General features: G+C 67.6%; 19 protein-coding genes and 2 pseudogenes. 7 read left to right on the forward strand and 14 right to left on the reverse strand.

The window, feature by feature from the left end; genetic code table 11:
• Window positions 1-101: 101 nt before the first annotated feature.
• From ASD62_RS03150 to ASD62_RS03175, 6 genes are all read left to right on the forward strand, one after another.
• Window positions 102-932, forward strand: a complete 831-nt coding sequence (locus ASD62_RS03150) for a C40 family peptidase (protein WP_235530612.1) — start codon at window positions 102-104, stop codon at window positions 930-932.
• A gap of 84 nt (window positions 933-1,016) precedes the next feature.
• On the forward strand, window positions 1,017-1,301 hold the full coding sequence (locus tag ASD62_RS03155) for a DUF6112 family protein (RefSeq protein ID WP_056917129.1): 285 nt from the start codon (window positions 1,017-1,019) through the stop codon (window positions 1,299-1,301).
• The gene (locus tag ASD62_RS03160; protein ID WP_056914719.1) at window positions 1,298-2,101 is read left to right on the forward strand and encodes a hypothetical protein; all 804 of its coding nucleotides are present in this window, start codon (window positions 1,298-1,300) and stop codon (window positions 2,099-2,101) included. The genes ASD62_RS03155 and ASD62_RS03160 overlap by 4 nt, the downstream gene beginning before the upstream one ends.
• Entirely contained in the window at window positions 2,098-3,399 is a 1,302-nt protein-coding gene (locus ASD62_RS03165) for a type IV secretion system protein (protein ID WP_056914720.1), read from the forward strand. Before ASD62_RS03160 ends, ASD62_RS03165 begins: the two co-directional genes overlap by 4 nt.
• 21 nt (window positions 3,400-3,420) lie before the next feature.
• The gene (locus ASD62_RS03170; RefSeq protein ID WP_056914721.1) at window positions 3,421-4,869 is read left to right on the forward strand and encodes an SCO6880 family protein; all 1,449 of its coding nucleotides are present in this window, start codon (window positions 3,421-3,423) and stop codon (window positions 4,867-4,869) included.
• Between the two features lie 245 nt (window positions 4,870-5,114).
• Entirely contained in the window at window positions 5,115-6,353 is a 1,239-nt protein-coding gene (locus tag ASD62_RS03175; RefSeq protein WP_082580945.1) for an ATP-binding protein, read from the forward strand.
• A 783-nt stretch (window positions 6,354-7,136) separates the two neighbouring features.
• On the opposite strand, the gene ASD62_RS03180 is transcribed toward ASD62_RS03175, so the two are convergent.
• The 4 genes from ASD62_RS03180 to ASD62_RS03195 all read right to left on the reverse strand — a co-directional run bounded on the left by ASD62_RS03180 (window position 7,137) and on the right by ASD62_RS03195 (window position 11,762).
• A complete protein-coding gene (locus ASD62_RS03180; RefSeq protein WP_056914723.1) occupies window positions 7,137-7,967 on the reverse strand; it encodes a F510_1955 family glycosylhydrolase in 831 nt (276 codons plus the stop codon).
• An 86-nt stretch (window positions 7,968-8,053) separates the two neighbouring features.
• The gene (locus tag ASD62_RS03185) at window positions 8,054-10,432 is read right to left on the reverse strand and encodes a heavy metal translocating P-type ATPase (RefSeq protein WP_056914724.1); all 2,379 of its coding nucleotides are present in this window, start codon (window positions 10,430-10,432) and stop codon (window positions 8,054-8,056) included.
• A gap of 183 nt (window positions 10,433-10,615) precedes the next feature.
• Entirely contained in the window at window positions 10,616-11,218 is a 603-nt protein-coding gene (locus ASD62_RS03190; RefSeq protein WP_056914725.1) for a DUF305 domain-containing protein, read from the reverse strand.
• A gap of 88 nt (window positions 11,219-11,306) precedes the next feature.
• Window positions 11,307-11,762 carry a DUF6153 family protein gene (locus tag ASD62_RS03195; protein ID WP_056914726.1) on the reverse strand — a complete coding sequence of 152 codons (456 nt, stop codon included), beginning with the start codon at window positions 11,760-11,762 and terminating at the stop codon, window positions 11,307-11,309.
• A 56-nt stretch (window positions 11,763-11,818) separates the two neighbouring features.
• Here ASD62_RS03195 and ASD62_RS03200 point away from each other — a divergent pair, with 56 nt between their 5' ends.
• A complete protein-coding gene (locus ASD62_RS03200) occupies window positions 11,819-12,022 on the forward strand; it encodes a hypothetical protein (protein ID WP_056914727.1) in 204 nt (67 codons plus the stop codon).
• A gap of 434 nt (window positions 12,023-12,456) precedes the next feature.
• On the opposite strand, the gene ASD62_RS03205 is transcribed toward ASD62_RS03200, so the two are convergent.
• The 10 genes and pseudogenes from ASD62_RS03205 to ASD62_RS03255 form a co-directional block, all read right to left on the reverse strand.
• A complete protein-coding gene (locus ASD62_RS03205) occupies window positions 12,457-13,635 on the reverse strand; it encodes an IS110 family transposase (protein ID WP_157581275.1) in 1,179 nt (392 codons plus the stop codon).
• 426 nt (window positions 13,636-14,061) lie between these two features.
• On the reverse strand, window positions 14,062-14,943 hold the full coding sequence (locus tag ASD62_RS03210; RefSeq protein WP_157581277.1) for a cytochrome c biogenesis CcdA family protein: 882 nt from the start codon (window positions 14,941-14,943) through the stop codon (window positions 14,062-14,064).
• Window positions 14,944-15,276: 333 nt separating this feature from the next.
• On the reverse strand, window positions 15,277-15,720 hold the full coding sequence (locus ASD62_RS19585) for a thioredoxin domain-containing protein (RefSeq protein ID WP_162246818.1): 444 nt from the start codon (window positions 15,718-15,720) through the stop codon (window positions 15,277-15,279).
• A gap of 388 nt (window positions 15,721-16,108) precedes the next feature.
• Window positions 16,109-17,047: a hypothetical protein gene (locus ASD62_RS03220; RefSeq protein ID WP_157581279.1), complete on the reverse strand. Its 939-nt coding sequence runs from the start codon at window positions 17,045-17,047 to the stop codon at window positions 16,109-16,111.
• Between the two features lie 38 nt (window positions 17,048-17,085).
• A pseudogene (locus ASD62_RS03225) lies at window positions 17,086-17,376 on the reverse strand (integrase core domain-containing protein); the annotation flags it as partial.
• Window positions 17,377-17,383: 7 nt separating this feature from the next.
• Window positions 17,384-18,586, reverse strand: a complete 1,203-nt coding sequence (locus ASD62_RS03230; protein WP_235530748.1) for an IS30 family transposase — start codon at window positions 18,584-18,586, stop codon at window positions 17,384-17,386.
• A gap of 241 nt (window positions 18,587-18,827) precedes the next feature.
• A pseudogene (locus tag ASD62_RS20545) lies at window positions 18,828-19,744 on the reverse strand (IS3 family transposase); the annotation flags it as partial.
• A gap of 131 nt (window positions 19,745-19,875) precedes the next feature.
• Window positions 19,876-20,601: a class F sortase gene (locus ASD62_RS03245; RefSeq protein ID WP_056914733.1), complete on the reverse strand. Its 726-nt coding sequence runs from the start codon at window positions 20,599-20,601 to the stop codon at window positions 19,876-19,878.
• Window positions 20,601-21,365: a CHRD domain-containing protein gene (locus tag ASD62_RS03250; RefSeq protein WP_056914734.1), complete on the reverse strand. Its 765-nt coding sequence runs from the start codon at window positions 21,363-21,365 to the stop codon at window positions 20,601-20,603. The genes ASD62_RS03245 and ASD62_RS03250 overlap by 1 nt, the downstream gene beginning before the upstream one ends.
• A 143-nt stretch (window positions 21,366-21,508) precedes the next feature.
• A complete protein-coding gene (locus tag ASD62_RS03255) occupies window positions 21,509-22,960 on the reverse strand; it encodes a YncE family protein (RefSeq protein ID WP_082552966.1) in 1,452 nt (483 codons plus the stop codon).
• Between the last annotated feature and the right edge of the window lie 251 nt (window positions 22,961-23,211).

Below are 23,211 nucleotides of genomic sequence, written 5' to 3' on the forward strand. Positions count from 1 at the left end.
TCGGCCTTTCAGCTGTCCAGGCCCAAAACGCGAGAGTCGTGGTGAGCACAGCATCGGGACGCGGGGGTCACGGAGCAGCGCTGATCGCGTTGATGACGGCCATGGCCGAGTCGGACCTGCGAATCCTCGCCAACCCCAACGACCCCAGCGGCGCTGGTCTGCCCTCGCAAGGCACAGGCTACGACCACGACTCGCTCGGCCTCTTCCAGCAGCGACGAAACTGGGGCAGCGCGGCGCAACGGATGAGCGCCACCGAATCCACGACACTCTTCGTCGACGCCCTGCTGACGATCCCCAACTGGGCAGGGCAACCGCCCTGGCGCGCTGCACAACTGGTGCAGAAGTCGGCCTTTGACGGCCGACCCACATCCGCCAACGGTTACTCGGCCGAGGTCGGCGAGAACTATCTACGCCAGACAGACCGCGCCGCAGGAGTCCTGGCAGTCGTCGAACGCGACGCATCGAGACTGGACTGCGGGGCCTCCGACGTCATGCCTCGCGGCGATCCGGCATCGCACGGCCTCCCCGAGGGCTACGCGCTCCCGCCCGACACCAGCCAGCAGGCGGCAATCGCGGTCGCCTTTGCCCTGGCCCAACTGGGCAAGCCGTACCTGTGGGGAGGGACCGGGCCAGACCGTTTCGACTGTTCGGGCCTGACCCAGGCGGCGTGGCAGCGGGCCGGCATACCAATCGGCCGAACCACCTGGGACCAGCTGCGCGACGGTGCGCCGACCATCGAGGCAGCCCTCGCGCCCGGCGATCTGGTCCTGATCCCCGGCAGCCAGGGCAGCCTTGCCGCGCCGGGGCACATGGGCATGTACCTCGGGCACGGTCTCGTCATCCACGCACCAAGGACCGGCGACGTGGTCAAGGTGACCACCCTGAGCGCCTTCACCACCAGCGGCGTGTCGGGGCTGCGGCACATCGGTTGACCTGCGCCCCGACGCATGGTGCCCCCGGCGTGACGTAGCCAGGACATGCGCGGGAGTGGCCCGCGTGCTGCGAAGGGGTCCACCATGTCCGTACCAGCAATCGACATCAAGCCCAACACCACTGGTCTGCCCGGCATCGGCGCGGTCGAGAACATCGTCGGTGCCGTGCTCACGTTCGGTCTGATCGCCGCCGTCGCCGGGGTCGCCATCTCATCGATCGCCTGGGCCGTCGGTGCCAACTCCTCCAACCCGCACGTCGCCGGCAAGGGCAAGAACGGCGTCCTCGTCGCCGGTGCTGCGGCGATGCTCATCGGGGCCGCCAACACGTTGGTCACCTTCTTCAACAACGCCGGCTCCTCGCTGCGATGAACGGGATGCACGCCAGCGGCCGCACCAGGGTGACCATCGCGGTCTGCGCAGCTATCGGGCTGCTGGCCCTTGCCGGCTGGACAGTTCTGCATCACACCTCACCAACGACGGTCGGCAGCGAAGGACTGCAGACGCATCAGCGGGCCCGCGCCACAGCGTCGGTGTCACCGCACGAGTCCATCGCTCCGGCGTCCGACGCGCTGGCGGCAGAGCAGGACCTGAAGCGTCTGCGCGCCGTCGAGCCCGAGCAGGCCAACGGCGCTGCGCGCCGGATCGCGGGCGAGCAAGCGCAACAGCCCGACCTGTATGCCGCCGAGTTCGTCCGCCGGTTGCTTACCCAGGACTACCGCTCACCACGCCAGACGCACCTCGCGTGGGTGCAGACCGAGTCAGCACAGACGAAGGAACCGCTAGTGGTCGGACTGGTGCCGCCCGAGCTGCGCGATCGGCTCGCCGTGTACTCGGTCAGCGACGCTGCCGACGGAGCATCCCCCGTGCCCACCGAGCAGGAATGGAGGCAACTAGCCGCTGCCGGTTCGTACACCTCCGTCCAGATCCAGCACGTCACGGAGCCACTGGCCTGGACCAACGCCGTCGCCGACGGTCGAATCACGGACCCGGGCATCACCGGGCGCGAGGTTGCCGCCCTGGTCACGCGGCATACCAAGGGCTCGCGCGGTGAGCATGCGCAGAGGTTCGGCATCGCCATGACACTCAACCTCGAAGGCCCGCCCGATCGGGCAACGTGGGGCTTCGTCGCGGCTGTGACCTACGCGTCCATCCCGATTGGTGCGCCATGAGCTGCACTGGCATCTTCGCCCTCAACCCGATGTGCCTGGCCGGGCAAGCCGCACAGGGCGCGACGACCGGAGCCGTTGACAGCGCCTTCAGCCGCATGGCCGGCTACTTCGGCCTCGCGGCGACCAACGCCACGAGTTGGCTCTGGAAGGAGATCGACACCGCCACCACCCTCGACCTGAGCTCGCCGCGGCTGGCCAAAGAGATGGCCGCCACCGCTAGCGTCGCCGCGGTCCTCTGCCTAGGCCTGTTCGTCATCCAGATGATCGCCTCCGTCCTGCGACGCGAACCGGCAGCACTCGGACGCGGCTTGCAGGGACTCCTGATCAGCTTCGTCGGGTCGGCACTCGCGCTCACCGCCACACGAGTACTCCTCGGGGCGGTGGACTCGCTCAGTGCCGGCCTCGTGCAGTACACGATGGGCACCAACATCAACGGCCTGGGCTCCAAGCTCGCCTTCACCAGCCTCGCCAACGTGCAGAACCCCGCGGTGACACTCATCTTCTCAATCGTCATCCTCGCGGCAGTAGTCGTCGTGTGGGCCGCGATGATGATCCGCAAGGTCATGCTCCTGATCGCCGCAGTGCTGGCGCCGCTGGCGTTCGCCGGCGCAACTGCCGACATCACCCGCGGCTGGGTGCGCAAGTGGGTCGAGTTCGTCTGCGCGATGATCGTCTCGAAGCTCCTGCTCGTCATCATCCTCAGCATCGGAATCACCGTCTTCAACGGTGCCGGTCAAGAAGGCGGCGGCCCCACGCAGACCGGCACGCAACTCGCCGGCGGCGCGCTGATCCTGCTCATGGGCGGGTTCGCGCCCTGGGTCGCCATCAAGATGTTCAGCTTCGCGGGCGACACCCTGTATGCCGCGCACGCCACTGCCGGACAGGCGTCCGCGGGAGCCCGGACCGTCATCAGCGCACCCCAGAAGGTCAACGCCCTGCAGTACCAAGCGCGCGCACTCATGCCCAGCGCCCCAGCACGCAGCTCCTCGGTGCCTACCTGGCCGAAGGACCGCGAGGCGGAACTCATCAACACCACCCGGCCGGCGACACCCGCACCGTCAGCGATCCCGGCTGCAGGCGGTCGGGAGGCGGCGGGAGCTGCCGCAGGAAGCGGAGGCGCCGCAGCCATCTCAGCAGCCGCAGCTCCCGCCATCGCCGCAGCCACCACGGCACAAGCCACGAAGGCCGCCGGGCAGAAGGCCATCGGCGCAGTCGAGACCGCCGCACCCTCGTCCGACACTGCGACCGTCGGCCGCGGCGACCCACCAGTTACAACTCAGCCACCCAGGAGCACCTGATGAGTCCGAGAGATCACATCCATGACTGACGCCGCACAGTCCCAGTTCACCGTCCGCTTCGGCCGACGCCCCCGACGTGGCCTGCTCTTAGGGCTGTCCGCCTTCCGAGTCGCCTGCATCGCGTGCGCGGCCGCGACCTTCGTCCCGATGATGTTCGTGGCCGGCGCCCCGGGCGCGGCCGCCTCGTCGCCGCTCTGGCTCACCTTCCTCGTTCTCGCCTTTGCACGTTGGGGCGGACAGCCCGCCGCCGAGCTCGCGCCAACGGCAGGTCACTTCTTGTTCCGGAAGGCGCACGGTCAAACGAGGTACCGCGCGCGGCCAGACCGTCCGCGCCCAGCCGGCACGCTGGCCCTCCCTGGGGACACCGCGTCGCTGCGCCTCCACATCGATGAAGAGAGCGGGGCTGCGATGCTCCACGACCCGCACGCGCAGACCCTGACCGCCGTGGCGCTCGTTCGCCACCCGGCATACGTGCTCCTCTCACCGGAGGAGCAGGCGCGCCGCGTCCACGGCTGGGGACGCGCCCTTGCCGGCCTCTCCGCGACCGGTACCTGTGCGCGGGTGCAGGTGCTTGAGGTGTCCCTGCCGGACTCCGGTCGAGGAATCACCGGGTGGTGGGACACCCACGGGGTCAAGGATCCACGACAGTGGGCGGTACGAGAGTACGAGGAGCTGATGCGCACGTGTGCTCCGGCAGCCTCTACCCATCGCACGCTCATCGCGATCTCGCTCGACCTCCGAAAGGCCAGACGTCACATCAGGCAGGCGGGTCGTGGGACGGCCGGGGCGTCCGCGTTCCTGCGTCAGGAGATGACTTCGCTCGAGGCGGGCCTGCGCGCGGCCGACTTGCAGCTGACCGGATGGCTCGGTGAGTCGGAACTCGCTGCGACGCTGCGGGCGGCCTACGACCCGGTGGTAGACCGCGAAGATCTTGGCACCTGCACCCTCTCCACTGCCGGCCCGGTCGCCGTCGACGAGCACTGGGACTACTTGCGGCACGACACCGGGTTCTCCGCAGTGCTGTGGGTCAGCGAGTGGCCACGTGTCGCCGTCCCGCCGTTCTTCCTGCACGCACTGGTGTTCCAGCCGGGAATCCGCAAGACGCTGTCCCTCACCCTCGAGCCAGTGTCCGCCGACGCAGCACTGCGCGACATCCGCAAGGCCAAGGTCGAGTACGCCACCGACGCCGCGCAAAAGGCCAAGCTCGGCACCATCGCCGACCTGTCCGACTCGGTGGAGCGCGACGACGTCCTCGAACGCGAACGCGCACTCATCAGCGGACACGCCGACATCCGCTTCACCGGGATGCTTTCCATCACTGCAGCCACGCGCGACGGGCTGGAGGCAGCGGTCGCCGAGATCTCACGCGCCGCCATCCAGAGCGGCTGCGAGACCAGGCGACTGTACGGTCGGCAGGCGCGGGCTTTCGCGGCAACCTCACTCCCCCTGGCCAGGCGAGTTTCCGCATGAGAGGGCGCCGCCGACAGGCCTCACCAGCAGGGTTCTACCTTGAGGCCGCCGCATCGCGAAGCCGCCGCCGCGCGCAGAGGCGAGGCCGATCGGCCACCTCCTTGCAGCACGACACGTTGGTTGACCGACGTGAGGAGCAGGCGCCCCAGGCCACCCTGGTCCCAGCCCACGGCGAGACCGGGCCAGAGGCATTGCGGTCTCTCCGTCCCCTGCGGGTTCCCACCCACCGCGCCACCTCGGACACTGTGGCCGGCGCCTACCCGTTCCTGGCCGAGGCTGGGCTCGGCGGCGAAGGCGTCTACGTCGGGCAGGACGCCTGGTCCGGCGGAGGCTTCTGCTTCGACCCTTGGGCCCTCTATAGGCAGGGAGTTCTCACCAACCCGAACTGCCTCCTCGCTGGCGTCGTCGGCAAAGGCAAGTCCTGCCTGGCCAAGTCGCTGGCCACCCGCTCCATCGCCTTCGGCCGACGGGTCTACGTCCCCGGCGACCCCAAGGGCGAGTGGTCCGCCGTCGCCCGAACCGTCGGTGGGGCGGCCATCCAGCTGGGGGGCGGCAGCGCCAACCGGCTCAACCCCATGGACCCCGGTCCGCGAATCGGCACCATGGACAACCTGCAGTGGGCGACCCTGCTCCGAATCCGTCGCCGAACCCTGCTCGGCTCGTTGTCTGAGTCGGCGCTTGGACGCCCGCTCAGCTCGGTGGAGCACACCGCGCTTGACGTGGCACTGGACGAGACGATTGCCGAATCCCCCACGCCGACACTGCCATCGGTCGTTGACGCGCTCCTGGAGCCCAAGTCCTCGCGTCCCGGGGCCACCTGCGCCGAACTCGCGCGTGACGGGCGCGACCTCGGCCACGCCATGCGACGCCTCGTCTCCGGGGATCTTGCAGGACTCTTCGACGGGCCCTCGACGATTGTCTTCGACCCCTCACTGCCCATGGTGTCGCTGGACCTCTCCCAGATCCAAGGCGCCGACCAGCTCATCGCCATGGTCATGACCTGCGCCTCCGCCTGGATGGAGGCAGCGCTCGCCGCACCAGACGGTGGACAACGCTGGGTCGTCTACGACGAGGCCTGGAGACTCATGCGGCAGCCGGCGTTGCTCGCCCGCATGCAGTCACAGTGGAAGCTCTGCCGAGGGCTGGGCATCGCCAACTTGCTCATCGTCCACCGTCTGTCCGACCTCGACGCCGTCGGCAACAGCAACTCCGAAGCCCGAGCCTTGGCCCGAGGACTGCTCGCGGATTGCTCGACCAAGATCATTTACCAACAGGAGATCTCCGAAGGCCCCCGGACCGCGCTCGAACTCGGGCTCTCGAGTGCTGAGCAAGCACAACTCCCGGATCTGCAGGTCGGAGAGGGACTTTGGCGCGTTGGCAATCGCGCCTTTGTCGTCCGTCACGTCGCGACCGAGAACGAACTCCGGCTCTTCGACACGTCATCGCGCATGACAGTTCAGCTCAATGGATTCCCGGAAACATGACATACGCGGCTGTAATCGGCACCGAACCAGGCGGATCCGCCGATCTTCACGGCGTTAAGACGCAGGTCAGGATCGCGCCTCCCGCGCTGGACCTGAAAGACCGCTAGCCGCCTTTGGCGTTGCATGATCGTCTTCCAGCCATGGCAGATCCCGCGCCCCGGGACCAGTCATCGGCCACAGTTGTCCCGGTTTCGGAGGAGTCGCGTTTCGTTCGATCCTCATACCAAGGTGTTGCTGCCCTTGCGTTCAAACGCGATTGGGTGAGCCCTCGTAGTGGAGCGCTCCGATGGCGCCTGATGTGCTGGTGGTACCCGACTCAGAGACGATAACCCTGAACGCGACGTCGAGAGGGAGGGTGTGCGGTGACCCTCGGCGGCCGCTTACCGCCCTTCGAGGCTGGCCTGTATGAGCAAACTGCTCGTGCGACGATTCGATCTCAGGCTCAAGCTCAGGCTGCAGCTCCGCGACCCGCTCCTTCACGTGGCGGTTCGCCTTCTAGGGTTCAGGTCACGCTGCAGGCCGGGGTCGATCCGGTCTGGCGACGCCACCGGTACCCCGCCTGGTCGCTGATGTGGAAGTCATGCGCCTCGCTTGCAACGCTGCTGCCGTCCGCGAGCAGGTCAAAGACACTGCGTCAAACGGTCGGATGGCCTCTTCGTCCCGGTTGGACCTCTTGCGGCAGGTACCAGAATCCGGAATCCCGGGGCGTAGAACCCGGGATGGAGCAAGGACACCGCCGCCACCGGCACGGGAGAGTCAGCCCGATCATCTGGCTTGCCGGGGTCAGTGGTTCGTGGTGGCCACAAGCACTGGCATCCAAGTCTGACCGTCGTCGGTGGACTCGTAGATGCCGCGGTCTGTTGCCACGTGCCACCGACCCGGAATGACGTCAAGCGCCTCGACCTGACCCTCCACCGTGCCCTTCTTGGCCCATGTGGCGCCTTCGTCGCTGCTGACGCTCACGGTCCCGTCGGCACCGACGCCCACGAGCGGCCCGTCGGTCTGCCAGTCCAGCGGTCCGAGCCTAGGCGCCCCAGTCACTGGCGTCAGTTTGGACCCGTCCTCGGAGCGGAGTACCTGTCCCTCCGGCGTGGTGGCGAACAGGACGCGGGGGTGGGAGGGGTCGGCGGCGAGGTCCAGCAGCTCTTGGTTCTCCATCACGGTCCAGTCCCGCCGGTTGGTTGAGGTGATCAGTGCTCCGTTGACGGAGTCGTATGCGTAGGTTCGTCTCCCGGCAGGTTCGATGGCGTGGAAGTCTGCCTTGCCCTGCAGGGAGACCGCGGTCCACGTCTTCGCGCTGTCCTTGGACTCGATCAGCCCCAGTTGGCCCGGCAGGTCTTCGCGCAGGTCCGGGTGACCGCTGGCAAGGAAGTTGCCGGGACCGACGACAGCAAACCCCATGGTGTCCTGGTACCGGTCGGCGACCCGGTCGGCGCTGCCATTGGCTGCCAGCCGGTAGACCCCGGTGTGGGAGGCGACGTACAGGGTGCCGTCGGCGGGGTCTACCCCTAGCCCGTGGACATGGCCCAGCGCGGGTGCCGAAGATCCCGGAGGCGCAGTGGTCACGCCTTCCGGCGACCCAGAGGAGCACGCTGCGACGGCGGCGACCAGCATCGAGGATGCTGCCAATGTGATTGCGCGGCGGAACAAGTTGGCTCCTACGAGGTCAAGGCCTGATGCGGCCATTCGTGCCGTCCGGGTCATATGTGGCGGGCGCGCAGGCGCAGGGCGTTGCCGATGACGCTGACGGACGACAGGGCCATGGCGGCTGCGGCGATGACGGGAGAGAGCAGGAGCCCGAAGGTCGGGTAGAGCACCCCGGCTGCGATGGGGATTCCCCCGACGTTGTACACGAACGCGAACACGAGGTTCTGGCGGATGTTCGACATGGTCGCCTCGGAGAGCTTCCGTGCACGCAAGATGCCGGTCAGGTCACCGCCAAGGAGGGTTATGCCCGCGCTTTCAATGGCGACGTCGGTGCCCGACCCCATGGCCAGGCCCACGTCGGCTGCAGCGAGGGCGGGTGCGTCGTTCACGCCGTCGCCAGCCATTGCCACGACGCGTCCCTCGCTGCGTAGTCGCTTGACGACGTCGGCCTTGTGGTCCGGCATGACCTCGGCCTCGACCCGGTCGATGCCAAGTCGGCGAGCGACGGCTTCTGCGGTGAGGCGGTCGTCACCGGTGAGCATGACAACCTCAACCCCTTCGGCGCGCAGGGCTACCACGGCCGCAGGGGTTGTTCCCTTGACCTGGTCGGCAATCGCGATGATCCCCGCGACCTGGCCGTCGACACCGGCGAAGATCACGGTGGCCCCGTCGGCGCGCAAACGGTCGGCCTGCGCGGTCAGTGCGCTCGGGTCGAGTCCTTCACCGGTCAGGAATGAGGCGCTGCCCACCCGGACCTTGCGCTGATCGACGCTGCCAATGACGCCCTTGCCGACCGGCGCGTCGAAGTCGGTCGCGGCCGAGATGGTCAGACCAGCGTCCGTGGCGGCGTTGACGATGGCTGTGGCCAGTGGGTGCTCGGAGGCACGTTCAACCCCGGCCACGAGCCGCAACAGGTCGTCCTGCTCGAACCCCGCCGCGGTGACGATCTGCGTCACGGACGGCTTGCCCTCCGTCAGCGTCCCGGTCTTGTCCACGACGACCGTGTCGACCTTCTCCATCCGTTCGAGGGCCTCGGCGTTCTTGATCAGCACGCCGAGCCCAGCGCCACGTCCGACACCGACCATGATCGACATCGGTGTGGCCAGACCAAGCGCACAGGGGCAGGCGATGATCAGGACGGAAACCGCCACGACGAGCGCGTGAGCCAGGCGCGGGTCTGGTCCCGCAACGGCCCAGACCACGAACGCGACGATCGCGATGAGGATGACTATGGGCACGAACCAGGCGGCGACCTTGTCCGCCACTCGCTGGATCGGTGCACGGGAACGCTGAGCTTCGGCGACCATCTGCACGATCCGGGCCAGCATGGTGTCCCGGCCGACCTTGTCCGCGCGGACGACCAGCGACCCGGTCTGGTTGATGGTGCCGCCGATGACCGAGTCGTCAACGGTCTTGGTCACCGGCATCGACTCACCGGTAACCAGGGACTCGTCGAGAGTGGAACGACCATCCTCGACCACGCCGTCGACGGGGACCTTCTCGCCCGGACGGACCCGGAACCGGTCACCCACCGTGACCTGGTCCAGGGTCACCTCATGCTCGGTGCCGTCCGCGTTGATCCGGCGCGCGGTGTCGGGGGTCAGATCGAGCAGCGCCCGGATCGCGCCGGACGTCTGCTCCCGGGCCTGGAGCTCAAGGACCTGCCCGAGCAGCACGAGTGTGGTGATGACCGAGGCGGCTTCGAAGTAGACGTCGACCGCACCGTCCATCCGGAACGCCTCCGGGAAGATACCCGGCGCCACGGTGGCGACCACGCTGAACAACCAAGCGACGCCCGTGCCCATCGCGATGAGGGTGAACATGTTCAGCTTCATGGTCCGCACCGAGGTCCAGCCGCGCTGGAAGAAAGGGGCCCCCGCCCACAGCACCACCGGGGTGGCCAGGACCAGCTGGACCCAGGTCGACGCTCGTGGAGAGATCAGGTCGTGGATCGCTGGGATCAAGTCGCCGCCCATGCCAAGGACGACAACAGGGAAGGATAGGGCCACACCGGTCCAGAATCGGCGAGTCATGTCGGCCAGCTCCGGGCTGGGTCCGCTCTCCGCGGTCACCATGAGGGGTTCGAGGGCCATCCCACAGATCGGGCAGGAGCCTGGGCCGGGGCGCCGGATCTCTGGGTGCATGGGGCACGTCCACTCCTGTAAGTCCCCGGCCGAACCGCTGCTGGCTTCCTGCCCCGGCGCACCTTCCATAGGGCCGTGGCCGTGATCAGCGTTCGCGTCAGCGGGCACCGCATGCAGAAAGGCGTCAGGGTTCTCCTCGAAGCGTCTACGGCACCGACTGGAGCAGAACCAATGAGTGCGCCCGTCGTGCAACGCGTGGTGCTCGCTGGAGGCGGGGTCGACGTCCATCCCACAGACGGGGTCCTTCACCGTGGTCGCAACCCGCGCGTGTTCGCTGTGCTCGCTCATGTCATTCATCGTGTACCCCCTGGGGGTATCTGGTCAACCAACGAACGACAGGGTCGTTGCATGCGTTGACAGGCGGGATTCGACTCGGAGAGTGGTGCACGCCCAGTCAAGGCGGGCGCTACCGAGGGGCCCAGGTCGACCGCGACGTGGATTTGGCCGTGCGGTCGACCTGGGCGGCCGGGGTCATGACTTCAACATGTCCTTCATCTGCGCGAGCTCGGCCGTCTGGTCGGCCTCGATCTTCTTCGCCAGTGCGACCGCGTCGGCGTTCTTGCCGTCCGCCTGTTGGGTCTTGGCCATCTCGATCGCGCCCTCGTGATGCGAGATCATCATCGTCAGGAACATCTGGTCGAAGCTCGTTCCCTTGGCCGAGTCGAGCGACCTCATGTCGTCGTCGCTCATCATCCCTGCCATGCCATCTGAGCCGTGGTCCATGCCGCTCATACCCATGCCGCCGCGGGAGGGCTGCTCCTGCCCCCAGGCCTTGAGCCAGCCGGACATGGTGTCGATCTCGGGGCGCTGGGCTGCTTCGATCTTGGCGGCCAGATCCTTCACCTGGGCTGACTGAGCATGAGTCGCGGCCATCTTCGCCATCACCACAGCCTGCTCATGGTGAGGAATCATCGACTGCGTGAACTTGACGTCCGCGTCGTTGAAGTCGGCCTTTGAGCTGCTGGAACTGCTGTTGTTGCTGCCACTGGCGGTGGTGTCTGCGGCGTTGCCGCAACCGGTCAAGGCGAGCGCTGCCACCACGGCAAGCGCGAGGGCACTGAAGAGTCGTTTCATCACGGGTCGTCCAATCAGGTCTGTCGGGTAGAGGGGGCATGCTGAAGCCGCGGATCGGCCACGCGTCACACACGGGCTCCGCAGCCGGTCAGCAGCGCCGAATCGACAGAACAATCAAAGACGGAGGATCAGGGTCACGCCCGTGCGGACCGGGTGCCCTCGCTGGGGCCGCCACACGCTGATACAAGGGCAGCGCGGGGGCGCCACTCAGCATGCGGAGCAGCACGAGCAGAGCCATCGTCAGCACAGCCATGCACATAGCCGTCATGTCCATGTCCCAGCCGGTCGTGGCGTCGACCACCGTGGCACCAACAGCTCCGACATCGTGGGCGGCCGCAACCATCGCCTCGTGGGCCCCGGGTAGCGGCGCCGTAGGCATCGACGCGTCGACCGGCTCGTGGAACACCACTTCCATGTCATGGGCCATGCCACCGTTGTGGCTGTTCAGGCCATGCATTCCGACGATCCCCGCGAGGAGGATGAGCAGCCCGCCGAACCACAAGGCGCGTCGCGCCGTGGTCCCGGACCGGTCTTGGATGCTCATCACTCCCGAGTCTACGTCGCTGCTCCAAGGCGCACCCCGGGGCTATCGTCCCGACCATGACCGTCGAAGAGTTCGCACCCGAGCCCGGCCGAGACCTGGGGCCGCTCATCCACGCGCTTCGTCGCAACGGCGCAACGCTCACGTTCGCTGAATGGGTCTCCGTCCCAGACTCCATGACCATCAACCTCCACCTGCCCGACGATCCAGAACAGGCCGCCAAGTGCCGCGCGGCCATCGAGCAGTGGAGGAAGTCCGGCTGAGCGTGCATCGGGGTGGCGCGTGCCGCCGCCCGAGCGACGGCTGTGCGTAGCAATCGTTGCCCGCGGCTCTGACGAAGGGCACGGCGAGCTCCTCGTACATTCCGTCCGCGTCAGCTTGCAGAGCGGCACCACCTCGCCCGCGATCGACTAACTGAATGCAACAGTGCGTCCCTCCTCCAGGGGCCCCCTTGATCCGTCGCGGCGCATCAACAACGGACCCTCCGGAGCGCTCCCAAGCCGCTGGCAACGTCCCGCGAAAGTCACGCCAAGGCGCGCCCCTACCCGCCCGAGCCCGGGGCGGCATCACACAGGGACGCTGCGCTGCCACCGGCATTGCCGCCAAGGGCCGGAGTCGCAACCGAGGTGAGCGCCAGGCGGCGATGTGACGCAGGTCCTGCGGCCGACGATCCGTCCGACTTTGGCTCCTCTCTGTGTCAAGACGCGGCGGCAAGTCGGGTTCTACGGTGGGTGGTGGCGGGTCCGGGAAGTGGCTTGTCCGAAGAGTTGGTGTGAGGTTGTGAGCCGACCGCGCTGGAGTCAGAGTCGTTGCCTCGTTGCCCTCCCGGGCCCGTCGCCATGTGTCGTGCAGCGTCGTTGACCATGGTCCGATACACGATGTCGGACAGTCGGCGTTTGAGCGGCCGCATCGACTCGTTCGAGGTCTTCCCTCGAGCCTTGCAGCGGTCGAAGTACGCGCGGCCCTCGGTGGGATTACGCAGCTGCACGGTAGCCATGATGTGCAGCACCCGGTTGATCTGACGGTTGCCGCCTCGGGACAAACGGTGGCGGACGTTGTCCCCCGAGGAGGCATCGATGGCTGCGGTGCCTGTCCAGGAGCCGAAGTGGTTGTTGTCCGGGAACCGGGTGATGTCACCGACCTCGACCAGCAGCCGGGCCGCGCTGGACGGGCCGATCCCGTTCAGGTCCATCAGGGTGGTGCCGGTCGCGGCGACCAGAGCGGTCAGTTCCTTGTTCGCGGCCTTCTTGCGCTGATAGATCCGCTCGAGGTCCACGACCAGTTCGGCCGCGACGCGACGCCGGGTCTTGCCCGCAGCGTCACGGGGGCGGACGGTTGCCAGCAGCGCCTTGGCCTGTGCCGCGGACAGTTCCTTCTTCGCCCCGCCCGGGATCAACTCCAGGAGCAGGTGGTGGACCTGGGACATCTTGCGGGTGTGCTCCTCGCCCAGGGATCGGCGCCGGTCGACCAGAATCCGCAGCACCGCCAGCTGCTCGTCGTTGACGACCGGGCGCAGCCCACTCATCCGGGTGCCCACCAGCGCCACCGAGTGCGCATCGGTGGCATCGGTCTTGCGGCCCTGACCGGTGGCGAACACCCGCGCCCGCGCGGACAGCTTCGGCGGGACGTCGAGGACCTGCTCGCCTTCGGCCAGTAGCCGGTTGGCCACGTGCCGGCCGATGCCTTGGCATCCCTCGGTCGCCCAGACATGCTCCGGCCACGCCTGCACGTACCGGCGCATCGCGGCAAGACCGTCACGGTCGGTCGCGAGTCGTCCTTTCCCGACGATGGATTCGCCACCGGTCATGACTTCGATCGTGACCGAGCGTTTGTGCGCGTCCATCCCTATGACCACTCGTGCTGGCGTGCCTTCCATGTTGTCCTCCGAACTCGAACCTGATGGGGTTGTCGAGCGGGGAGGGCAACGCTACTTCGAGCTAGGGCAAACCCCTCTTGAGCCACTTCCGCTCTGGCGACGTCCGGGGATGCGCAGGCCAAATGAGAGCCACACCGAGGTGAGCAGCCGAAATGAGAGCGACAACCCCGAACGCCTAGACCGAGCCTCGTCAGATCCCGGCCATGACGTCAATGAAACAAGTAGCCGATGAGCGGACGTGAGGTCGAGTCATGCCGTCGGCGCTGGTCGGGAGCAGACAGCGCCGATGTGGGGAACCGGTCACATTTCACAGCCAATTTGAAGGCATCGGCTACCTTGGCCCGCAGTCCCGGGACCGGATAGGGACGTGCACTGTGCTGCGAACCTAGCGGCCGGGTACAGCCAGGCCTTGCTCGCGCACCACCCTCAGTGAGTTCGGCGCCGTGACGCCGCAGAGCGGGCTGGTAACCCACTGCGCCGCCGCACCGCCACGGACGCCACCACGAACAGGACCAGCCCGACCACCACAACGATCAGCAAGCGCCCGGCACCCAGCGCTGTCAAGGTTCGGCTCACGGCACCGGAAGCCTCGGCGACAGCCGTGACCGGTCCGGATGCGACCGTGTTGCCGTTGTAGAGCTGTAGCTCGACCCACCCGTACCAGAGGACGTAGCCGGCCGCGACGGTCACGACCACCCCCGAGGCGCGCCCGACATGGCGGGTCCACGGGCGGGCCCGCGCCATCGCAGCCCGCCCGAGGAGTCCGACGACGACTGCCAGCACGGTCATGACCAGTCCCATTGCCAGGGCGTACGCGACCGCAGCAGACACGCCCACCACGAACGACGCCCCGGCGCCGCTGGTGAACACCGACGCCACCGCCGACAGGAACACCGGCAGCGTGCACGACAGTGACACCGTCGCGTACACCACGCCGTAGGCCACCATGCCGCGCACCGAACCATCGACCCGGGACCGGGCACGCGGCGTCCGAACGGTCACGTCGTGACCGAGGAGAAGCAGCACTCCGACGACCAGCAGCGCAGCGCCGGCGACCAACGTCGCCACGAACAGCCACGGGCCCAACGTCAGGGACAGGGCTGAGATGCCCACACCCACAGCCCCGAACACGGCCACGAAACCGACGGTCACCGACACTCCGACGACCAGGGCGCGAGCCACGACCCCGCTCCTCGAGTGCGGCTGTCCCACGAACAAGGCCAGGTATCCGGGCAGGAGGGCGAACCCGCAGGGGTTGAACGCGGCCAGCATGCCGGCCGTGACCGCCAACGCGACAGCGGCAGTCACCAAGCCACCGCCGGCACCTTGGCACTCCCGGCACGGCTCACAATGTCGTCGTCGAGGACGGGTCGGGGATGGCTCCCGTGGGCTGGCCCGGGCCAGCTGACCCACACAGGAGAGTGCCGTCAGCGGCCTTGCTGCACGTAGGTCCCGGCGGCAGGCTCACCGTGGACGTCGCAGCTCCTGCGGCGACCTCAGCCACCCGAGCGCGCAACGTCGCCTCGTCAAGGCTGCCCACCCGCAGGTCCGCTCGACCATCGGCGGTGATGAACGCAAAGGTGGGCTGGACGGTGACTCCGTACTCGCGCCAGACGGTGCCGTTGGTGTCAGCGAGATGGGTCAGAGCGGACGTGCCGGTCTGCTTGACGAAGTCGACCATGGCGCCCTTGCCCCCCCCTGACCCGCAACCCCGATGATGTCGACCTGCCCCGCGAACTCGGCGGCGACTTTGGTGACCGCTGGTGCTTCGCTGCGGCAGATGGTGCACCACGGAGCCCAGAACCAGAGGACGACCGGTCTGCCGGTCAAGGTCGCCGCATCGAACGCGGCACCGGACACCGTGTCCGGGATGGCGCCGACGTGTGCGAACGGTGACACCGCACCGGTGCTGCCGCCGCCGCCCGTGGTCGGCGTGGGAACGGAGCACCCACCCACCGCCACAAGGGTCAGCAGCAGCAACAATGCCGTCGCAACCGCCCGGCGCCGGGTCATGGCGACCATGTTGCGCGCCCTGTGGGGCTGTCCAGGCAATGCTTCGCACGAGCGCTGGTCGTCGGTGACCATGGGACCTCCCGGTGGGGCACACAGATATTGCGGCAGAAAGACCCGGCCCGAGGCTTCCAACATTGCCGGTCCCGCGTTCCAAGGATTCATTGTCCTCCTCCGCCTCCGGGTGCGCTCAACGACAGTCCTGTCAATGAGCAGGAAGGCGGCGGGCGTAGAGCCCGGCCCCGTGGTGTGGTGCTCGCGGTGGTGGTCCTACCCCATCGTCCAGGGCTGGGCCGGTCGCTGGTGTGCTGGCTTCTTCAGTCGCCTGCCTTTCGGGCCTCTGGGGGTACTAGCTGGAGGCGGCACCCAGGCTGATTCCTCAAGGGCTGGGGTAGTTGTCCGTCAAGGCGATGCGCTGTGGAAGGGCCCGACGCGAGTCGAGCCCTTCCAGACGAGTGCTACATCAGCCAAGTTCGACCACCACAGGGCAATTCGAGATGCCCGGCAGTGCGCGTAGACCGTCGAGGCTCGCGTTGGCCGGTCCACCACCAGCGCTGACGAGCAGTCCGTCGGAGAACAGCTTGGCGACGTCATCATGATCGGTCAGCCGGACTCGCTGACCTGCCGTGATCGCAGCCTCGGTCCAAACGGCCGGGGTCACGTCCCAAACGGGCGAGTAGTCGTTGTCGCCCGGCACGACCTGGGTGATGTTGAGCGGGTCACCTTGGCCGGCGACGGCCGACTGCAGTCCCTGCCGCTGCGGGTTGTTCGCGCCTTGCGGGCCATTCACGATGGGGATGATGGCCGCCCGTGCCGAAGACTTCCGGTCGAAGGAAGCCAACCCCGGGGCTGCATCGAGGTTAGGAGCCCACGTCGACCCCTCGAGAGCAGCCACCAGCTCGACGGAGGCTTCCTGGTGGAGGTACTGCACGCGCTTGCCCTCGTAGAAGCCGTTCAGGGTGTCCAGCGTCACTTGGCGTCGGTCGAAGTTGATGTCCACGATGGCGTCGTGAAGGCCCGAAGCGTTGGCGACCTGCGTCGCGTTGATCACCGTACGCCCGTCTGCGGACACCAGTGGGCTGTAGTCAGCGTCGCCCACGGCACCGGCGTGAACGGTGGTGGGTGGGAAGGCCGTCGGGCCGGGCACCACGACACGCGTGGGACTGAAGTCCACCGTGCCGCTGAACGCCAGCTGCGATCCGATCCTGCGGGCCGACTGGACCGCGGCGGTGCCGAGCGCGTTCACGAGTTTCGGCGAATAGTTCACGCCCCGACGCTGCGCGTCGTCGCGGTTCGAGGACTCCGTGACGACGTACCAGACGGTTGCCCCGTCGTGCAGTCCCTGCTGCAGGGGCAGCGTCACTGTGCCCTCGGCGGTGTTCACGGCGATGGTGCTCTTCATGAACACGGGTCTGCTGCACGAACAGGTGACAGTTTTGGTTAGGCCACCTGGGCGGCGGGTGTAGTCATGATCAGCTCGTATTCGACGGGGGTCAATCGGCCGAGTGTGGCTTGCCGTCGGCGGCGGTGATAGGTCCTCTCGATCCAGGTCACGATCGCGATCCGAAGTTCGGTGCGGGTGGCCCAGCGGCGCCGGTTGAGGACGTTCTTTTGCAGCAGGCTGAAGAAGGACTCCATGGCCGCGTTGTCACCGGCGGCGCCGACGCGGCCCATGGATCCGACCATGGTGTGGCGGTTGAGTGTGCGGACGAGTTTCCGGCTTCGAAACTGACCAGGTTCAACCAGTCGATGCAACACCGGCTTGTTGGAGCAACAGTAGGTGCTCATTGAACGCCTCGGCTGGCGTTCTCCAGCCGAGGGTCTTACGAGGCCTGGTGTTCAGTGCCTGAGCGACCGCCTGGATTTCCTCGGCGGACCAGCGCGCGAGGTCGGTGCCTTTGGGGAAGTACTGGCGTAGCAAGCCGTTGGTGTTCTCGTTCGTGCCGCGCTGCCACGGCGACTGGGGATCGGCGAAGAAGACCGGGATTCCGGTCTCGACGGTGAACTTGGCGTGAGCGGACATCTCCTTGCCGCGGTCCCACGTCAGCGACCGGGCCAGCTGTGTCGGCAAGGTCTTCATCGTGTTTGCCAGCGCGTTCTTCATCGTGATCGCCCCGTAGCCAGCCAGCGCCGGCCCGTTCTTCGGGGTCTGTTTGTGCCGGTAGCCCTCCTCACGCGGCAGGTGGACCAGCATCGTGAACCTGGTCGTGCGGTCGACCACGGTGCCGATCGCGGAGCGCTCCAGCCCGATCAGCAGGTCGCCTTCCCAGTGCCCCGGAATGGCGCGGTCCTCTGCTTCGCAGGGCCGCTCGCTGATCAGAGTCTCGGCAGTGACATGTGCCCAGGTCTTGCGCCGCGATCGTTCCCGCGGGGCCCGCAACGCGCGACCGGTCCGCAGGCACCAGACCAGCTCACGTTTGAGCGCCCCACGGCCCTGGATGTACAGCGACTGATAGATCGCCTCGTGGCTGATGCGCATGGATTCATCTTCGGGGAAGTCGACCTTGAGCCGATGGCTGATCTGCTCCGGGCTCCACGCCAACGACCACGGGCGGTCCTTGCGATGCGGCTTGTTCCGGCCGGTGAACCGCGGTGGTGTCGGACCCAGGAATGGGGTGCCGTCCGGCAGGCTGATCTGCCCCGCCAGCCGCTGCTGGACGTATATCTTCAATCGCGGGTTGGTGACCAGCTTCGCCGCCTTCGGGCGTTTGGCGGTCATGTCGGCCTTCCATTGCGCGACGGACGCCCGGTACTCGAGCTTCCCACCACGGGTGGCGGCGTTGCGCCGCAGCTCGCGTGACACCGTGCCCGGGTCACGGCCGATCTCTCGCGCGATCTCGCGCACGCCCCTGTCCTGGGCCCTGAGCAGCGCGATCTCCTCCCGTTCAGCGAAGGATAGGTACCGGCCCGTGGGCGTGAACTTCAGGTCGAACGGCGGCATGCCGCCAGCGTGATGGAACCAGCGCGCACCGACCGCCTGTGCCACGCCGATCACCCCGGCAGCCTCCTCAGGCAGCAACCCTTCGGCGATCTGCTCCCAGAACGCCACTTGGACATGACGCTGGAACCTCGGCGCACCCGGCGACCGCAGCTTTGGTCGAATCGCCCGATCCGCTGCCTGTTGACGACGAGCCACTCAACACCTCCATGACGGGGTGTTGCGACGACCAGTTGAATCCGCCCTGCGATCCGCGATCGGTGTGCAGGATGCAACCGGCCACGTCGGCGCCTTCGGCCCGGCGCCTGGCGACGGCGTTGTCGAGTGCGGCGACGGCTAGGCGTGACTTCATTCGTGAGTCGATCGAGTACCCAATGATGCGGTTGGAGTAGACGTCCTTGACCGCGCATAGGTACAGCTTCCCCTCACCGGTCCAGTGCTCGGTGATGTCGGCCAGCCACAACTGGTTCGGGCGGTGGGCGGTGAACTCGTGCCGGGTCCGCCCCTTGTCGTCGGTGACCGCCAGGAGGTCGTCGTGGACCGGTGGACCGGCCTTTTTGCCGTTGCGCCCACGCTTCTTGCCGAACGCGGACCACCAGCCCAGCTGCGAACAGAGCCGCCACGCGGTCCGCTCCGCCATGACCTGGCCGGCGTCGCGGGCTTCGTCGACCAGGAAACGGTAGCCGAACTCAGGGTCGTCACGGTGGGCGTCGAACAGGGCGTTGGCGCGGTAGGCCGCAACCAGTTCGGCGGTCGTGACCGGGTTCACCAGCCAGCGGTAGTAGGGCTGGCGAGCGATCTTCAGTACCCGGCACGTCACCGTGACGGGAATCCCGTCGACGGCTAGCTCGCGGACGAGCGGGTACATCATTTTCCCGGCAGGTCCGCCTGGGACAGGTACGCCGCAGCGCGGCGCAGGACCTCGTTCTCTTGCTCGAGCAGCTTGATCCGCTTGGTGGCCTCACGCAACGCCTCGGATTCATCGCCCCGCCGGCTCGAACCAGACGAGACCGATGAGCTGCGCTCGTCGATCGTCAGCCACCGCTTCAGACACGACGCCGAGATGCCGAAGTCTTTCGCGACCTGGGCCATCGATGCGTCCGAGTCGCGGTAGACCCGGATCACGTCCTGACGGAACTCCTTGGGAAACGCCTTGGGCATGGTGCACATCCTTCCAGCGCCGACACGAATCGACGCAGATCAGGTGTCACCTGTTCGTGCAGCAGACCCATGGGCGAGCCGCCGCGGACGAGTCGGCCGTCGTAGAGAAGCGGCGTCTGGCGGCCCCGGACCTACCTCACGAGGTGGGCGAAGGCGACGATGTTGTCGACGTAGTGCCCGGTCGCTTGGTCGAAGGCACCGCCGCAGGTGATGAGGCGCAGCTCGGCGCGGCCCCCGGTGTCGCCGTACACGGTCGACGTCGGGAAGTCGGCCTTGGAGTAGCGCGCCACCCGGTCGACGAGGAAGCGCGCGGTCGACCCGTCCTCGCGGCCCACGGACAGGGTCGCGCCCTTCTTCAACGAGCCCAACCGGTAGAAGACGGCGGGACCGGCCTTGCTGTCGACGTGGGCGCCGATGACTGCCGGCCCGAACTCGCCGGGCGTCGGGCCGTTGGCGTACCAGCCCGCCCGGTCGAAGTCGGTTGGCGCCTCGAGCCTGCCGTTCTTGTCCAGGCCCAGGTCGACGATGCCCCTGGTGCGCACCCCGATGGACGGGATGGTCAGCGAGGTCGGTGCGCTGGGCTCCAGGATGGGCCCGAAGTCGGAGCTGCTCTGCGGCGTGGCCGGCGCCTGCGACTTCGTGGCCGCCTCCGACGACGTCGGCGTCTGCGTGCTCGTCGGCGGCTGCGTGCTGGGCGCCGAGGTGGTCGCCTCGGCCTGTGACGCGTCCGGTTGCGGAGGCGCGTCGCTGCCCGTCAAGGACTTGGCGACCAGCACCCCTCCGACGACGAGGAGCACGACGGTGACCGCCGCGGCAATGCTGCCGCGGCGGTCACCGAACTTCGAGGATGCGGACATCAGACGCGGTTGCGAGCCTTGCGAGCGGTGAAGGCACCGGAGCCGACGGCGGCGATGAGCAGGCCGCCACCGAGCAGGAGCATGCCCTCGTTGTTCGGGGTGGAGGTGCCACCGGCGCCGGTGTCCATGCCGCCGGCGGGCGCGGCGTTGAGGACGCCACAGATGGCCGGGTCGGTCGCCTCGGTCGGCAGCTTCGGGTCGAGGTCGCTCTTGGTGGCCCCGTCGTACTTGCCATTGCCGTTGTGGTCCACACCGTGGACGACCACGACAGCCTGGCCATCGGTGACCGCCTGGGCCAGCTCGGAGGAGACAGTGATGCTGCCACGCTCATAGCTGAACTTGCCGCCGGGGGCGGTGTCGAAACGGTCGACGGCCAGGCCACTCTTGGGCGAGGTGTCGCCGGTCTTGGTCAGCGACACGACGACCGGGCCGTAGGCCGGACCACCCTCGGTGGTCGTCAAGGTGCCGTCACCACTCTTGTCGTCAGAGGCCTTTGGGCACTCGTGGCGAGCGTCGGCGCCGAAGTGGATGTGGGCAGCGTGGGGGCTGTCCTTCAGCAGGCCGGTAGCGGCCATGGTGACGTCGATCTTCGTCCCCTTCACGGTCACCATTGCGGTGCCGCTGGCGTCGACGCCGTTCAGCGCCACGGGACGCAGGGTTGCCATGGTGCTGCCGTCAGCAGCCTGGGCGATGCCTGCACCGAGGAAGGGAAGGAGCGCCGCAGACCCGAGGGCAACGGTGGCAATCTTGGTGGTAGTACGCATTCAGGTGACTCCTTTGTCGGGCAACCAGCGGCTGCCGTGGGCTGAGCATTGGGTTTGGGCGCTTCGGAGCCATTCAACGAAGTGGATGGGTCCCGAACTCTGACTGGAACTTCGCACCGGAAACGACCTTTTGGCACAGGCATTCAGCCGGCCGGTCGCACCTGCACGCTAGTGACGTCGTAGACGCCGAGGAACTTGACGAAGGCCAATGCCTGCGGGAGGGCGCCGGTGGCGTCGGCGGTGAACGAGAGCAACGGGATCAGGTCGTCAGCGTGCCGGGCGGACGCGGTGTAGGTGGTGTTCGGGGTCAGACCACTGCCCTGGAGCTGGACCATGTCGAGACCCGCGACTGCGCGGACGGTCACGGCGACCTTGCCCGGCCCGGCGACGGCGGCGTCAGCGTTGCGGACAGGCTGGTCGAGACCCTGCCGGGTGAGGTGCTGGGTGCCCGGGCCCGAGGGGACGGCGCCGGCGACGTAGACCAGGGCCTGGCCCTCCTGACCGACCCGCAGGGTATCGGTTCGCTTGCGGGTGGCGGTGTCGATGATGTCGACGCTGTCGGAGTGCTCGTTGACGACGTACACGGTGGAGTTGTCGGGGCTGGGCCAGATGCCGTGCGGTTCCACGCCGCTGGAAGGCACCGCACCGACCAAGGTGGGTGCAGCGCCGGTGTGTCGGCGGTAGATCTTGGTGGTGTTCTCAGCACCCACGGTGAGGTAGACGAATCCCGCGCGCGGGGTGGTCACGAACGCCGGGTGGTTTGTATCCGGGCCGGTCTTTAGGACGCTGGTGATTCGACCGGCCTGCAGGTCGATCACGGTGACCTTGCCGACCTTCTTGTGTGCGGCCCAGAGCTCGGTGCCGTCGGGTGAGAGCGCCATGTCGGAGGAGAACACGTCGGCGAGGCCGCTGATGCGCCGCACCACCTTGCGGGAGGACACCTTGACCACGTCGATGGTGGCGGAGCGGAGGTGGTTGACGTAGGCGTACCGGCCGTCGGGGCTGAACAGCACCTTCGACGGTCCGTCGCCGGTGGCGACGTGCCCGACGATGCCACCGTGACGGGCGTCGACGATGTCGACGCGGGCGAGCGCCCGGTCGGCCACCCAGACGGTCTTGCCGTCGGGAGCGAAGAAGCCCTCGTGCGAGGCCCTGCCGACATACGTTTTGGACATCACCGTGTTGTCGACCGTCCGCACCACGGTGACGGTGTTGGTCGTCACCGACACGACGTTGAGATACCTGCCGTCGCGGGAGAACCCGAGGCCGTGGACATCGACGTCTTTGAGGTACTGGGGTCCGAGATCGCCGCCCAGGCGCTGGTCCCCGAACGGGATCGTGCCCAGAACTTTGCGGGTGCTGGGGTCGATCACGGTGACGGTGTTGGAGGTCTGGTCGGCGGTATAAACCCGATCGGCCCGGCCGATCGGCGGAGCACCCGGCAGCGCGGGAGCTTGGATGGGATCCGCAGGGTGAGAGGCGCTGGCCTGGGTCGGTCCGGCGCCCAGCGCAACGGCGGTCCCGCCGGCAGCCAGGGCCAGCACCGTACCGGCCGCCAGCAGGCGGCGCCGGGAAGAAAGGTGAACGAGTTGCATCAGGCTCCTTGTAGTGACGTGGCGACCCTCTTGCGTTGTCGTCGGGCCGCGCGGTTGGACACACTGGTGGTTCGGGGATTCGGCTCCCCAGCCCACGTCGGAGGTGCGAAAGATCGGCCTTCCTCTTCTTGCGTACGCGCGTAACTGCCGAACGGTTCACCGGTGGCGCCCGGACACCCTGCCTGAACCGTTCAACTCAACGAGGCGTACGCATGCTGGCTGTCGGCTGCCGGCCTGCCCGAATCCAGCGG

It is taken from the genome of Phycicoccus sp. Root563, assembly GCF_001427915.1.
Classification (GTDB): Bacteria; Actinomycetota; Actinomycetes; order Actinomycetales; family Dermatophilaceae; genus Pedococcus.